This is a genomic window from Xanthomonas sp. NCPPB 3582, assembly GCF_041475735.2.
Lineage (GTDB): Bacteria > Pseudomonadota > Gammaproteobacteria > Xanthomonadales > Xanthomonadaceae > Xanthomonas > Xanthomonas codiaei.
Map to the genome: position 1 here is coordinate 46,008 of NZ_CM192968.1, position 13,529 is coordinate 59,536.

A 13,529-nucleotide genomic window follows, 5' to 3' on the forward strand; every position below is an offset into this window, starting at 1 on the left:
TCGCCGCAGTCATCCACCAGGATCATCCCGCATGTTCGCTCCTTCGTTCCGGCTAATCTGCAGTGTTCTCATCGGCTCGCTCGCGTTCGCCAGCGCCGCCGCCGAACCGACCCGCACCACGCTGACGGTAGCGGGCCTGCAGCAACCGGCGCAGATTCGCGTGGACCGCTGGGGTGTGGCGCATATCTACGCCAGGACCGACGACGATGTCTTCTTCGTGCAGGGGTTCAACGTCGCCCGCGACCGCCTGTTCCAGCTGGACTTGCTGCGTCGCAAGGGCCTTGGTCACCTGTCCGCCGCGTTCGGCCCGGGCTATGTCGACCAGGACCGTGCATCGCGGCTGTTCCTCTACCGCGGTGACATGGCCGCCGAGTGGGCCAGCTACGGGCCGGACGCGCGCCGCGATGTCGGCCGCTTCGTCGCCGGTATCAACGCCTACATCGCGTGGCTGGACAGCAATCCGCGGGCGCTGCCCTACGAATTCCGCACGCTCGCCTACCGCCCGGAACGCTGGGTGCCGGAAGACGTGTTACGCATCCGCACCACGGGGCTGAGCCGCAACGTCAAGAGCGAGGTGGCGCGCGCGAAGGTGGCGTGCAAAGCGTCGTTGAAAACCGATGCGATGCGGGTGATGTTGCAGCCGGCCTGGACTCCCGTGCTTCCGCAAGGGCTGGACCCCTGCCTGCCGGAGCAGGTGTTGAAGGTCTACGAACTGGCCACGCAGCCTCCCAGGCTCACCGCCGAGACGCGGCTGGCGGCGAGCGAGCCGGCGCGCGCTGCCCTCGACGCCGAGGCCAGCGCCGAGGGCAGCAACAACTGGGTGATCGCACCGTGGAAATCGGCCACCGGCCATGCGCTGCTGGCCAACGACCCGCATCGGGCCTATACCGTGCCCAGCCTGCGCTACTTCGTGCATCTCAGCAGCCCCGGCCTGGACATCATCGGCGCCGGAGAACCCACCGCGCCGGGCATCGCGATCGGGCATAACCGCACCAGCGCCTTCGGCCTGACCATCTTCAACATCGACCAGGAGGACCTGTACGTCTATCGGCTCAATCCTGACGACAATGCGGCGTATTGGTACCAGGGCAGGTGGGAGCCGCTGCGCACCGAGCGCGAACTCATCGCCGTGCGGGATGCGGCGCCGGTGGAGGCGACGCTGCAGTTCACCCGCCACGGGCCGGTGGTGTACGTCGATCGCGACAAGCATCTGGTCTATGCGATCCGCTCGGTGTGGAGCCAACCCGGCACTGCGCCGTATCTGGGTTCGCTGCGCTATCTGCGCAGCGCCTCGTTCTCGCAGTTCCGACAGGCGCTTGCGCACTGGGGCGCGCCCTCGGTCAACCAGGTGTACGCGGATGTGCACGGCACCGTCGGCTGGGCCACCGCAGGCATGGTCCCACGCCGCGACCGGGGCGATGGCCTGTTGCCGGTGCCGGGCGATGGCCGCTACGAATGGAACGGATTCTGGAATAGCGCTGCACTGCCGTGGTCGACCAACCCCGCGGCCGGCTTCATCACCACCTCCAACGAAATGAATCTACCGAAAGACTATCCCTACGCGCAGCGCAAGCTCGGCTTCGAGTGGGCCAACGGCGCGCGCCATGCGCGCATCACGCAGGTCTTGTCGCAGCTGCCCAAGGTAACGCTGGAGGATTCGGAAAGACTGCAGAACGATCAGGTCTCGCTGCCTGCGCAACGTCTGGTTGCGCTGCTGAAGCCGCTGCGTTCGCAGGATCCTGAAACCAACGCCGCGCTTGCGCTGCTGCACCCCTGGAACGGCGAAGTCAGTGCCGCGTCTGCCGCTGCAGCGCTGGAAGAGGTCTGGTTCAGTCGTTATCTCGGCGAGGCATACAAAGCGCTACGATTGCGCCCGTCAGAAGCGGCCAGCTTCGGTGCGCCCGATGCCGCGGCCATGCTGGATGCGCTGGAACAACCCGGCGCCGCGTTCGGCCCCATGCCGGCCGCACGCCGCGACCAGCTGCTGCTGGAATCGCTGCGCAGCGCGTATCGGGCACTGGTCTCGCTGCAAGGACCAGACGCCACGCAATGGCAATGGGGCAAACTGCACACCAACACGATCTCGCATGCAATGAGCGCTGTGGCCGGTGGCGATCGCGCCCTGCTCGATGTCGGCCCGTTCGCCAAGGGCGGCAGCCCGTATACGCCCAATCAGTCCAGCTACGACCCAAAGGATTTCCACCAGACCATCGGCCCCTCGGCACGGCTGATCATCGACCTGGGCAACTGGGACAATTCGCGTGCCATGAATCATCCGGGCCAGTCCGGCGACCCGGCCAGCCCGCATTACCGCGACCTGGCGCCGATGTGGCTGCAGGGTCGCTACTTCCCGCTGCTGTACACGCGCGCTGCGGTCGACGCGGCTACCGAGCAGACGTTCGATCTGCTGCCGGCTGCGGCGCATTAGCTGTAGCGCTGTGTGGAAGGTGGGCAAACGTGAGTCTGCCAATGAAGGTCTGAGCCTTCGGTCATCCGTCACCCACGGAGCCGCCTACCCCTGCCATCCGACCTATTGACTACAGCTGTCGTCAGGCCTACGGTAGCGACAACTGTAGTCAGGAGGATGCCATGCGCGGCAAGACCATCGGGGACCAGGAACTGGCCCTGCTGCAATACGTCGAAGAACAGCGGCACGCCAGCGTGGGCGAAGTCGCGGCCGCGTTCGGCGAGCCGCGCGGGCTGGCGCGCTCGACCGTGCTGACCATGATGGAGCGGCTGCGCACCAAGGGATTCCTGCGACGCAGGCAGGTCCAGGGCGTGTACCGCTACAGCGCCACCGCCGGGCAGGAGGATGTGGTGCGCTCGGCGGTCGGGCAGTTCGTGGAGAAGACGCTGCAGGGCTCGGTGTCGCCCTTCGTGGCGTGGATGTCGCAGCGTGCCGAGGTCAGCGATACCGAGCTGGCCGAACTGGAAGCGTTGGTCGCCAAGCTGCAATCGCAGCGCAAGGAGGATTGAGCCATGTCGCCGCTGATCGAATCGATGCTGTGGAAACTCGGAGCCACCAGCGTACAGACCGCCGTGCTGGTGTTGGTGGTGTGGGGGCTGTGCCGCGGCCTGCGGCGTCTGCCGGCCGCCACCCAGACCTGGCTGTGGTGGCTGGTGGGGGTGCAGGCGGTGATTGGCCTGCTGTGGCGCGATCCGGTGCAGCTGCCAGTGCTGCCGGCGCACGCCCCCGCGGCGCTGGATGCGGCTGCCAGCCTGGCGCCGATGGCGGCCACCGGTGCCGCTGTACAGGCCGCTGTCGCCGCCAGCGGGGCGGCGTCCGGGCAGTCGTGGATGGCGGCGGTGTTGGCGCTGTGGGCGGCGGGGGTACTGGTGCTGGCCGCCGGCACGGTGCGCGCCTATCTGCGCAGCCGCGCATTGGTACGCGCGGCCACGCCCTGCACCGACCGCGCGCTGGTCCAGGCCCTGCAGATGGCGGCCGAAGCGCACGGCTTGTCGCGCCCGCCTGCATTACGGCTATCTGCGCAGATCGATTCGCCGCAGTTGATCGGCCCGTGGCGGCCGGTGCTGCTGTTGCCCGCCGCGCGCCTGCCGCAGATGGCCGACGACGATCTGGACATGGCGCTGACCCACGAGCTGATCCATCTGCGCCGCGGCGACCTGTGGTGGGGATTGCTGCCGGCGCTGGCCCAGCACCTGTTCTTCTTCCATCCGCTGGTGCACCTGGCCGCGCGCGAGTACGCCATCGCCCGCGAGGCGGCCTGCGACGCCGCCGTGGTCGCCGGGCACCGCCATTGCCGTCACCACTACGGGCGGCTGCTGCTGCAACTGGGCGTGGCGCCGCGTCCGCACGGTGGCGTGGCAAGCGCTTCACCCTCGTTCCTCAGCCTCAAGCGCCGCCTGTCGATGCTGCAGGACACCCGCACGTTTCCGCGCCTGGGCGCTGCGATGATCCTGGCATTGGTGGCGGTCTGTGGCGTGCTGCCGTTGCGCCTGGTGGCCATGCCGGCACCGGTGGCCTCGCCCAGCGTGCAGCCGATGGTGGTGAGCGCGCCGGCGATCGCGGCGCACCCGGAGCAGGGTGCGGCCGCGGGCGAACCGATGCGCGCGTTGCCGGCACCGGCGCAGCCGGCCATGCCTGCGGCCGCAGCAGCACCGGCCACGCAGGGCGTCATCGCCAAGGTGCTGGACAGGGCGTCGCTTCGAGATGACGCTGCGGACGTGTCGTCCGCGGACTGGGATGCCTATGTGGAGCGGGTCACCCACGAGGCACTGGCCTCGGCCATGCCGCAGGCGCGCGCCGCGCTGCAGGAAGCATTGGCCAACGACAACCGTGATGTCGAACTGCAGCAGGAACACATGCAACAGGCGCAGGACGCGTTGCAGGCAGCCCGCGAACAACTGGCTGCACTCGGGCCCGAACTTGCACAGGCCAGGCAGGACGCGCAACAACAGGCACGCGAAGCCGAGCAACGGATCCACGAGGCGGCGCAGCAGCAGCGCCATGCGCAATACGCCTATGCCGCAGCGGTACGCCATGCAGCCGAGCAGGCCGAGATGGGCAAGCAGGCCGCACGTCAGGCCCGGCTCGAGGCCGCGCGCGGGCAACAGGAAGCGGAGCAAGCGCAACGGCAGGCGGAGCTTGCGCAGGCGCAAGCCGAACGAGCGCAAGCAGAGGCCGAACAGGCGCAGCACGACTAGAAGCCATCAACGACGCGACCGCGCGCGGCGTCGGGCGGGAGCGGTCGGTGGTTGGAATCGGTAGGCGCCCCGTGCACGCTCCGGTTCTGGGCGCGGCCTCGCCTGAGCGCACCCTCGGCACCGGTTGACGGCCGGTCGCACCGTTGTGCAGATCGCCCCAGGTACCGAAGAGATGCAACGACCGAACATCCAGAGCCAATCGCCGCGGGTGCCCTGCCGACCACACGTCAGGCCAGCAGCGGTCTCTGGCGCACGCACAGCGGCACTGTGCGGGATGCGGCCGCACTCCACTTCCGGCCGTGCACGGCCGGTAGAGACGCGATCGCAGTAGACACGTCCTGACCCACGCAGCTGCCGGTGCAAGGCGCCGATCGCGTCAGGGACAGGCAGCACCTGCACCACCACGGGCCCGCCACAGCCCGGCATTCCTGCGTGACGACGCCTGCCGCATCGGCAACGCCGTGGCCGCGCCATCGTTGTGCCCTCCGCCTGCGTGTCCTGCACAGGCGGTCTCCCTTGCCCTATACCCTTTGTGGAGATCTCCCATGATCCAGACCAGGTGTCTTTCGTCGTGCCTGCGTCAGGCGCTGTTGCTGGCGCTTGCTGCTGTCGCCGCCCCATCGTCGATCGTCAGTGCCTGCGCGTCGGCGCAGTTGGCACCGATGGTTATCGCCGTGTCGCCGGTGGCCCCGGCGCAGCCGGCGGCAGTTGCCTCACCGATCGCACCGATCGCACCGGCAGCGCTTGCGGCGCCCCGCGCACCTGATCTGCCTGTTGCACCGGTCGCACCCATCGCGCCGGTCAGACCCATCGCACCCCTGCCGCCGATGGCTCCGGCCGCACTGACGCGCACACGCTCCGTGGCCTTGGCCGGGGCGGGCCGGCACTGCGGTAAGGTGGCTACGCCCGACACTGCCGCACCTGCAACCGAGGGCGATGCCTATGTCCTGGTGCAGGGCGACCGCCAGGCCATGCACGGGTCGCTGCGCGACCTGCAGACCGCGCGTCGCCATGTGCGCAAGGGCGAGCAACTGCTGTGGTTCCGCGCCGATGGGGTGGACTACGTGGTACGCGACCCCACGCTGCTGCATCGCATGGCGGTGGCGCATGCGCCACTGCGTCAGCTTGGCCAGGCGCAAACCGCAGTGGCCGCGCGCCAGCAGGCCCTGAGCGAGCGGCAGGCCGCGCTGGCCGCGCAGCTGTCTGCGCAGGCCCGGCCGCGCGTGCTGCAGGCATCCACCGGCACACCGCCTGCGCCCGTGTCCGCGGATGCTTCGTCGGGCGTGACGCCGGCGGCGCTGCAGGCACTGGCCGGCCAGCAACGCGCATTGGCCAACCGGCAGGCCACGCTGGCCCGCAAGCAAGCCGCCGCGCAGGCGCGCGCCACGCGCCAGGCGCTGCAGGTGCTGCGCGATGCGCTGAACAGCGGGCTGGCCACGCAGGTCGCCGGCCAGTTGCACTGAGCCCCGGCTCAGCGCCGCATGGCGTCAATGTCGCCGTGCTCGCCGATACTGTGCGGCAGGCAGACGGCGAGCAGGCGATGACGTATCGGGTGGTGGTGTTGGGAGGCTTCGGGCACTTCGGTGCGCGCATCGTGCGGGCGCTGGCGGCCACGCCGCAGATACATGTGATTGCGGCTGGCCGGCACCCCGGCGAGGCTGCCGTGCAATGGCCCGATGCCGCACCCGGATGCATTTCCACATGCCGGCTGGATATCGATGCCGCCGATTTCAGCACCCAACTGGCGGCCACCGGCGCCGATGCGCTGGTGCACACGGCCGGGCCATTCCAGGGGCAGGCTTATGCGGTGGCCCGCAGCTGCCTGCAGGCCGGCATGCATTACATCGATCTGGCCGATGGCCGTGCCTTCGTCCGCGATTTTGCCGCGGCGCTGGATGCACCTGCGCGCCAGGCGCAGCGGGTCGCCATCAGCGGTGCCAGCACCTTGCCGGCACTGTCCAGCGCGGTGATCGACGCGCTGCTGCCGCGCTTTTCTGCCTTGCACGAGATCCGCATGGTGATCGCACCGGCGCAAGGCACGCCGCTGGGGTTGGCCACCGTGCGCGCGGTGCTGTCGTATTGCGGCACGCCGTTTACGTGGTGGAGCGAGGGCCGTTGGCAGGCCGTGGTGGGCTGGGCGGCGCCGCAGCGCGTGCAGTTCGCACAGTTGGCAGCGCGGCTAGCGTCGCCCTGCGATGTGCCCGATCACGACCTGCTGCCGCAACGCTATCCCGGGGTGCGGACGGTGCAATTCCGCGCCGCGCTGGAAGTGCCGTTCCTGCAGCGTTGTCTGGCGGCCATCGCCTGGCTGCGCCAGCGCGGCGTGCCGCTGCCGATGGCGCGCCTGGCCACGGTGCTTGCGCGCGCCGGGCGCTGGTTCGACCGCTTCGGTACCGACCTGGGCGGCATGCGGGTGTGCTTGCGCGGCATCGGACAGCAGGGGCAGCCGCTGCAGCTGGACTGGGACCTCACCGCGCCGATGTTGCATGGCCCGGAGATCCCGTGCTTCGCCGCCATCTTGCTGATCCGCAAACTCGCCGCCGGGCAGCCGCTGCCGGTGGGCGCACATGCCTGCATGGGGTTATTGACGCTGGACGACTTCGAACGCGCCTTCTCGGCCTGGCAGATGACCACGGCGGTGACGCGAACGCCCACATGACCGCCCAGCGCGCGAGGTGGGGACGGCGCGCAGACGATTTCGACGCCATGCCGCCATGATGCCATGCCGGGGAGGCTGCCTGCGCGGGCACGTGCCGTCATCTCGGCGTGCATGCCTGCGGCGTTTCAGCCAGGTGCCGGATCCGACGGCCGCCGCGCCAGGGCCGATCGCATGCGCGGCGGCGGCGCGTTGGCGCCTGCGGGGTCCGCGAACAGGTTGTGACGCAGGCCGATCAAGCCCAGCAGCGCCGCATCGTGTCGCGGCCCGGGCGGCAGCGTGTCCATGCGTGCCAGTGCACCGTCCAGCCGTTCGCGCAAGATCGCCGGGCCAGGGAGCGGGCGTCTGTGCAGCGCCTTTTGCCGGTAATACGCTGCCACATCGGCCAGGATCGCATCGATCGCTTCCACGCTCGCGTGCGGCAGGCCGTGGCGGGCGCCGCGCAGCTGCAGGATGTTCAAGCCCACTCGCACTTCGCCGAGCATGTCCAGCGCCGCCAGTGTGCTGCCCTGCGGTGCCAGGGCCAGTCGCGGCGCGAGCAGGCCGAGCAGGTCGAGCATGTGCGCGGCGAACTGGTGGCGGTTTTGCGTACCGCGTCCGTCTGCGGCATCGGCCAGCGTGCGCCACGTTTGCCGTACCAGGCGGCGGGCACTCCATTCGGCGCCGACCGAGCGGAACAGACGCGTCAGCACCACCGCGAAGACCACTCCGAGCACCGTTCCCACCGCTGCGTTGACGAAGCTCTGGAAGTCGGCGCTGTAGGTGTTCTGCAGGTTTAGCAGGATGGGGATGTTCACCACCAGCGGCAGCGCGATCATCGTGGTGGCCGGTCGGTGCAGCAATGCGCCCAAGGGCAGCAGGACCACTGCCAGCAGCAGGACCAGCACCGGGAAGTCGTGGACCGCAGGGAAGATGCCGAACAGGTAGATGCCGGCGATCGCGCTGGCCACCACCGACCACAGCAGGAACGACAGCATGCCGGGGGCGGGATCGTCGTGCGAGGCGAAGAACGCAGCGGTGACCGCGGCCATCATCGCGCCACTGCCGCCGCCTTCCCAGCCGATGCCGATCCACAGCATGCAGTAGGCCATCAACGCGACCCCGGCGCTTGCCGCTGCGAACGCGATCATGCCCAGGTCGACATGCCGTGCAGGCGTGGCGGCCTCCGCACGCACTCCGCCGCGTCGCCGTGCCCACCCGATCAGCGGCCGGCGCGCCTGCGTGGCGATCTGTGCCGGTTCCGGCGAGGCGGCGCCGATGTCAGCGATTGCATGCAGCGTCGGTGGCGCGCGGCCGTTCACTACCGCCTGCTCCAGCGCACGGCAGTCCTGCCAGAGATCGAGCAGCTGCTCCAGGCGCAACAGCAGGCTGGTGAGAAGCAGATGCTGCAGGCGATCGTCCATCACCGGGCGCAAGGCGGCCATGCGCGCGCGCAGATCGGCCAGCGCGGCAGCATCGGCCGGTCCGGGTTGTTCCACCCACGCGCCCACATCGCGTAGCAATTGCGCCAGCGCAGGCGTGGCGGCCCCCATGGTCGCTTGCAGCGCGTCCAGCCGGTCCGCGATCGAGGACAGCACCGGCAACAGCATCAGCAGGCGCGCATGCAGCTGTTCCAGCAGCGGAGTGGTATCGGCATGGCGCGGGTCGTCGTGGCGCACGAAGGCGATCAGTGCATCGAACTGCATCAGGCTGGCCGCCAGCCGGTCGCGTGGCGCCTGCGCCGGGTCGCGCTGCAGCACCTGGCGGCACCAGTGCGCAGCATCGAGCATCCAGCCGCCCACGCGCGCATCCAGCATCGGGCGCACCGAGGCGGGAAACACCACCGATGCGAACACCACCGCCATCGCCGTGCCCAGCACGATCTCTTCGCTGCGCGCCACGACCGTGTCGAAGATACCCTCCGGCGCGGTCACCGCCGGAAAGCCGATGAAGGCGACGGTGTAGCCGGCCAGCAGGAACGCATAGCCGCGCGGGCCGCGGTCGCGCAGGGCCAGGAACAGGCATGCCGACAGCCACAGCGCCATGGCCGCGCTCAACAACAGCGGTGTCTGCACCAGGTTGGGCAGCATCAACAGGGTCGCCGCGCCGGCCAGCAAGGTGCCGAGTACGCGATACACGCCTTTGGCGCGGGTGGGGCCGAGCAGCGGTTGCGAGACGATATAGACCGTGGCCACGGCCCAATACGGCCGCGACAGATTGCCGGCCAGCGCGACAAGCAGTGCGGCGATGGCCGCCGCGAAGGTCTTGAGCGAGAACAGCCAGGCCTGGCGGTCGCGCGACAAGGCGATCATGGCGCAGCGGTGGCGGTGGCCGCGCCCTCCCAGCCGCCGCCCAGGGCCAGGAACAGCTGGACCTGATCCTGCGCGACCTGTGCCTGGACCTGCGCCAGGCTCGTCTCGGCCGTGGCGAGGCTGCGCTCGGCATCCAGGCTGGACAGATACGGCGCCCGTCCGCCCTGATACAGCTGGCGATTCTGCGCCGCCGCCAGCGCGGCCTGCTGTTGCGCCTGTTGCAGCAGGTGCAGGCGCTCCAGATCCCGCGCGTAATGCGACAGCGCGGTCTGCACCTCGCGTAAGGCCTGCAGCACGACGCCATCGAACTGCGCCAGTGCGGCATCGGCACCGGCTTCGGTGGCGCGCACGCGCGCATGCGCGCCGCTGGAGGGCAGCGTCCACGCGAGCAGCGGCCCGAACGACCAAGCGCGCGTGGCGGCTTCGCCGATGTCGGCCAACTGGCCGGTGGCGCCGATCGAGCCACCCAGGCGGATATCCGGATACAGCTCGGCGGTGGCCACGCCGATGCGCGCGGTGGCCGCGGCCAGATGGCGCTCGGCCTGGCGCACATCCGGGCGACGCGCCAGCAAGGCGCGGCCGTCGCCGATGGGAATCGGCTGCTGCGGGCTGGGCGCGTGCGCGCAGCCGTCCACGCCGGGCGGTACCTCGCCGGGCGTCTTTCCGAGCAGCGCTGCCAATTGGTAGCCGGCTGCCTGGCGGCGCGCGCGTAATGGTGGCAACGCCGCTTCCAGCGCGGCCACCTGCGCAGTGGCGCGCGCCAGATCGGGCGGGGTTCCGCGGCCGGCGGCGATCAGGCGTTGGGCTACCTCGCGGCTGCGCTGCTGCACCTGCAGCGCATGCCCGGCCACCCCCAGCTCATGGTTGGCGTTGCAGATCTCCACATAGCTGGCGGCGACCTGCGCAGCCACGTTGACGCGCGCCAGGTCGATCGCCGCCTGTGCTGCCTCGGTGTCCGCATGCGCGGCTTCGGCGCCGCGTTGCAGCTTGCCGAACAGGTCGAGCTGGTACGACACACCGAACTTGCCATCTGCGAGGTTGAGCACGGGCAGCTGTTCCCGTTGCAGGAACGCCTGGGCGGAAAGCTGCGCGCGGCTTGCCCTGGCGTCGACCGTGTACTCGACACCGCCAGCGTCCAGCGCCTGTTCGTACACCGCCGCTGCGCGGCGCAGGTTGGCGCCGGCCACCCTCAGGTCGCTGTTGTCGCGCAGCGCCTGTTCGATCAGGCCATCCAGCACCGGATCCTGGTATAGCGCCCACCAGCGTGCCGGCAGCGGCGCGCCCGGCTGCACCCGGTCGTTGCCGGTGTCCACGAAGGTGGCATTGGCGGCCGGGCGCCTGGCGACGGCCTGGTCGGGCACGGCGTAGTCCGGACCGACCGTGCTGCACGCCGCCAGGCCGGCGACGACGGTGCTCAGGACCAAGCGGCGCAGGCGGTTCACGGGGTCGCCCCGGCCGGCGCATGCCCCGGTGCCGCCACCGGTGCGCCGTGCGCGGCATCGGGCAGGATCGACACCGTCGCCGTGCGCCCGGCGATCAGACGGACCTGGGCCGGCACCGCGTCCAGGGCAATGCGCACCGGAATGCGTTGTGCCAGCCGCACCCAGTCGAAGGCTGGAGTGACATTGGGCAGCGCACCGGCATCGCCGCTGCGGTAGCGGTCCTCGATGCCGGCGGCGATGCTCTGCACGTGCCCGTGCAACGCCGCCGGCTCGCCCATCAGGCGCACCTCCACGCGCTGGCCCGGATGCACCCCACGCAGGCGGGTCTCTTCGAAATAGCCATCCACGCGAAACGCGCCGGTCTCCAGCACCGCCAGTACCGGGCGCCCGGCGCTGACGTAGTCGCCCACGCGCACGGTGCGATCGCTGACATGGCCATCGGCGGGGCTGCGCACCTGTGTGCGATCGAGGTTGAGCTGGGCCAGCGCGAGCGCCGACTGCGCGGCGGCCACCGCAGCTTCGGCCTTGCGCACATCGGAGCGGCGCATCTCGGCGTCTTCGACGGCCACCAGATCCTGCAGGTGGCGATCGCGTGCGCTCTCGCGGCGCAGCTGGGTCAGCGTGGCCTGCCGTTCGGCCAGCGCCGCGCGGGCCTGCTGCAGCGCGATCGCATAGCGCGCGCGGTCCACCACGAACAACAGCTGCCCGCGCGCGACCGGCTGGTTGTCGGCCACCGCCACCGATTCCACCAGACCCGACACATCCGGCGACACCTGCACCACATCGGCGGTCACGTGCGCATCGCGCGTACACGGTGCCTGCATGTAATAGCGCCAAAGATGCTGCAGCACCCATCCTGCCACCGCCACCATCGCCAGGGTCAGCACGGCCGGCGCGGCGGTCTTGATCCACTTGTTCACGATTGCATCCAGTGCATGAGAGAGAACAGGCCACCCAGCAACACGACGTACAGCGCCAAGTTGAACAGCGCCGGGTGCCAGATGTGGCGATACGCACCTCCGCGCGCCAACAGCGCGCCGATGGCGCTGTTGAGCAGGTAGGCCAGCGTCATAAGGGCCAGCAAGGTGGGAACGAACACACCGTGGAGATCGAATTCGCCGTACATCGGTCATTGTCCTGGGAAAGAAAACGATGGCGTCGGCCTGCGCAGCGTCCGCCCGGTTCCGCACGCCGCCGGGCACGGCGGCGCCTCACGCTGAGGTCTAGCCGGTGCGGTTCAACTGCGCGTGCGCTTGCGCGAGCTGCTCCCACAGGCCCAGCACCACCTGGATCTGTTCTTCGCTGAGCGCGCCGAACACCTGCGCACGCAGCGCATCCAGCCGGGCCTCGATGCGCCCCACCAGCGCCTGGCCGGCATCGGTGAGCCACAGCTGGTTGGCGCGGCGATCGCTGCTGTCGGCCTCGCGCCTGACCAGGCCCATGATCGCCAGCCGATCCAGCAGCCGCACCAGCGATGGGCTTTCCATGCCCAGGCGTTGCGCCAGCGCGACCTGGCGGATGCCGCCACCGCAGCGGCCGATCATCAGCAGCGGCGTGGTGCAGGCGCCGGAGAGGCCGAATTCTTCCAGTGCCTGGTCGGCCAGCCGCTGCCACTGCCGCGCGGCGACCAACAGACCGGAACTGAGCCGGGAACGGGACTCGCGAAGACTGTTCGTCATAATAGTTAGGAGCCTAACAATTGGAGCATGAATCGATCAGCACTGAACCGGGCACGGCCGCAGTCATCGCCGCTGGGGCCGCCGCCCCCGTCCTCGGGTACCATGCTCGCCCCCCGTTGGGTGCACCTGCATGAGCCAGTCCGACCAGCCCGATTCCCCCGTCACCCAGGCCCAGGCCGAAGACGCCGTGCGCACCCTGCTGCGCTGGGCCGGCGAAGACCCGGCCCGCGAAGGCCTGCTGGATACCCCGCGCCGGGTGGCCGAAGCCTACGGCGACTGGTTCAGCGGCTACCGCGAGGAGCCGCGCGAATACCTGGAACGCACCTTCGAGGAAGTGGCCGGCTACGACGAACTGATCGTGTTGCGCGACATCTCCTACGAAAGCCATTGCGAACACCACATGGCGCCGATCATCGGCAAGGTGCACGTGGGCTACCTGCCGCGCGGCAAGGTGGTGGGCATCAGCAAGCTGGCCCGGGTGGTGGAAAGCTACGCGCGCCGCTTCCAGGTACAGGAAAAGATGACCGCCCAGATCGCCCAGTGCATCCAGGACGTGCTGCAGCCGCGCGGTGTGGGCGTGGTGGTGGAGGGTGCGCACGAATGCATGACCACCCGCGGCATCCACAAGCGCGGCGTCAGCATGGTGACTTCCAAGATGCTGGGCAGCTTCCGCGAAGACGCGCGCACCCGCGCCGAATTCCTGCAGTTCATCGAAGTCGGTGGCAAGCGTTGAGACAGGCGTGGCGCTGGTGGATGGTCGATTGATCCACTGCACGCTGGCGGCAGCGGGCGCATG

11 protein-coding genes and 2 pseudogenes are annotated in these 13,529 nt (G+C 69.7%); 7 read left to right on the top strand and 6 right to left on the bottom strand.

What is annotated here, in order from left to right; translation table 11 throughout:
- Window positions 1-31: 31 nt before the first annotated feature.
- The 4 genes and pseudogenes from ACCQ05_RS00195 to ACCQ05_RS00210 form a co-directional block, all read left to right on the top strand.
- Window positions 32-2,428 carry a penicillin acylase family protein gene (locus ACCQ05_RS00195; RefSeq protein ID WP_228961956.1) on the top strand — a complete coding sequence of 799 codons (2,397 nt, stop codon included), beginning with the start codon at window positions 32-34 and terminating at the stop codon, window positions 2,426-2,428.
- A 161-nt stretch (window positions 2,429-2,589) separates the two neighbouring features.
- Window positions 2,590-2,976 carry a BlaI/MecI/CopY family transcriptional regulator gene (locus tag ACCQ05_RS00200; protein ID WP_104543998.1) on the top strand — a complete coding sequence of 129 codons (387 nt, stop codon included), beginning with the start codon at window positions 2,590-2,592 and terminating at the stop codon, window positions 2,974-2,976.
- Window positions 2,977-2,979: 3 nt separating this feature from the next.
- Window positions 2,980-4,153 (top strand): annotated as a pseudogene (locus ACCQ05_RS00205) (M56 family metallopeptidase); the annotation flags it as partial.
- A 101-nt stretch (window positions 4,154-4,254) separates the two neighbouring features.
- Window positions 4,255-4,665: pseudogene (locus ACCQ05_RS00210) on the top strand (M56 family metallopeptidase); the annotation flags it as partial.
- 580 nt (window positions 4,666-5,245) lie between these two features.
- On the opposite strand, the gene ACCQ05_RS00215 reads toward ACCQ05_RS00210, so the two are convergent.
- A complete protein-coding gene (locus ACCQ05_RS00215) occupies window positions 5,246-5,476 on the bottom strand; it encodes a hypothetical protein (protein ID WP_506191533.1) in 231 nt (76 codons plus the stop codon).
- A gap of 85 nt (window positions 5,477-5,561) precedes the next feature.
- On the opposite strand from ACCQ05_RS00215, the gene ACCQ05_RS00220 reads away from it, so the two are divergent.
- Complete coding sequence (locus tag ACCQ05_RS00220; protein ID WP_372392533.1) at window positions 5,562-6,128, top strand: hypothetical protein; 567 nt, start codon at window positions 5,562-5,564, stop codon at window positions 6,126-6,128.
- Window positions 6,129-6,205: 77 nt separating this feature from the next.
- Complete coding sequence (locus ACCQ05_RS00225) at window positions 6,206-7,324, top strand: saccharopine dehydrogenase family protein (RefSeq protein WP_372393853.1); 1,119 nt, start codon at window positions 6,206-6,208, stop codon at window positions 7,322-7,324.
- A gap of 125 nt (window positions 7,325-7,449) precedes the next feature.
- Here the strand turns inward: ACCQ05_RS00225 and ACCQ05_RS00230 are convergent, their stop codons facing one another.
- The 5 genes from ACCQ05_RS00230 to ACCQ05_RS00250 form a co-directional block, all read right to left on the bottom strand.
- On the bottom strand, window positions 7,450-9,612 hold the full coding sequence (locus tag ACCQ05_RS00230) for an FUSC family protein (protein WP_372392534.1): 2,163 nt from the start codon (window positions 9,610-9,612) through the stop codon (window positions 7,450-7,452).
- Complete coding sequence (locus ACCQ05_RS00235) at window positions 9,609-11,054, bottom strand: efflux transporter outer membrane subunit (protein WP_372392536.1); 1,446 nt, start codon at window positions 11,052-11,054, stop codon at window positions 9,609-9,611. Before ACCQ05_RS00235 ends, ACCQ05_RS00230 begins: the two co-directional genes overlap by 4 nt.
- On the bottom strand, window positions 11,051-11,974 hold the full coding sequence (locus ACCQ05_RS00240) for an efflux RND transporter periplasmic adaptor subunit (protein ID WP_372392537.1): 924 nt from the start codon (window positions 11,972-11,974) through the stop codon (window positions 11,051-11,053). Before ACCQ05_RS00240 ends, ACCQ05_RS00235 begins: the two co-directional genes overlap by 4 nt.
- The gene (locus ACCQ05_RS00245) at window positions 11,971-12,180 is read right to left on the bottom strand and encodes a DUF1656 domain-containing protein (protein ID WP_372392538.1); all 210 of its coding nucleotides are present in this window, start codon (window positions 12,178-12,180) and stop codon (window positions 11,971-11,973) included. Before ACCQ05_RS00245 ends, ACCQ05_RS00240 begins: the two co-directional genes overlap by 4 nt.
- A gap of 97 nt (window positions 12,181-12,277) precedes the next feature.
- Window positions 12,278-12,733 (bottom strand): MarR family winged helix-turn-helix transcriptional regulator, encoded by a 456-nt coding sequence (locus tag ACCQ05_RS00250; RefSeq protein WP_228961963.1) that lies wholly within the window; start codon window positions 12,731-12,733, stop codon window positions 12,278-12,280.
- A 130-nt stretch (window positions 12,734-12,863) separates the two neighbouring features.
- On the opposite strand from ACCQ05_RS00250, the gene folE reads away from it, so the two are divergent.
- Entirely contained in the window at window positions 12,864-13,466 is a 603-nt protein-coding gene (gene folE / locus ACCQ05_RS00255; protein ID WP_104543982.1) for a GTP cyclohydrolase I FolE, read from the top strand.
- The last annotated feature ends 63 nt before the right edge of the window (window positions 13,467-13,529 follow it).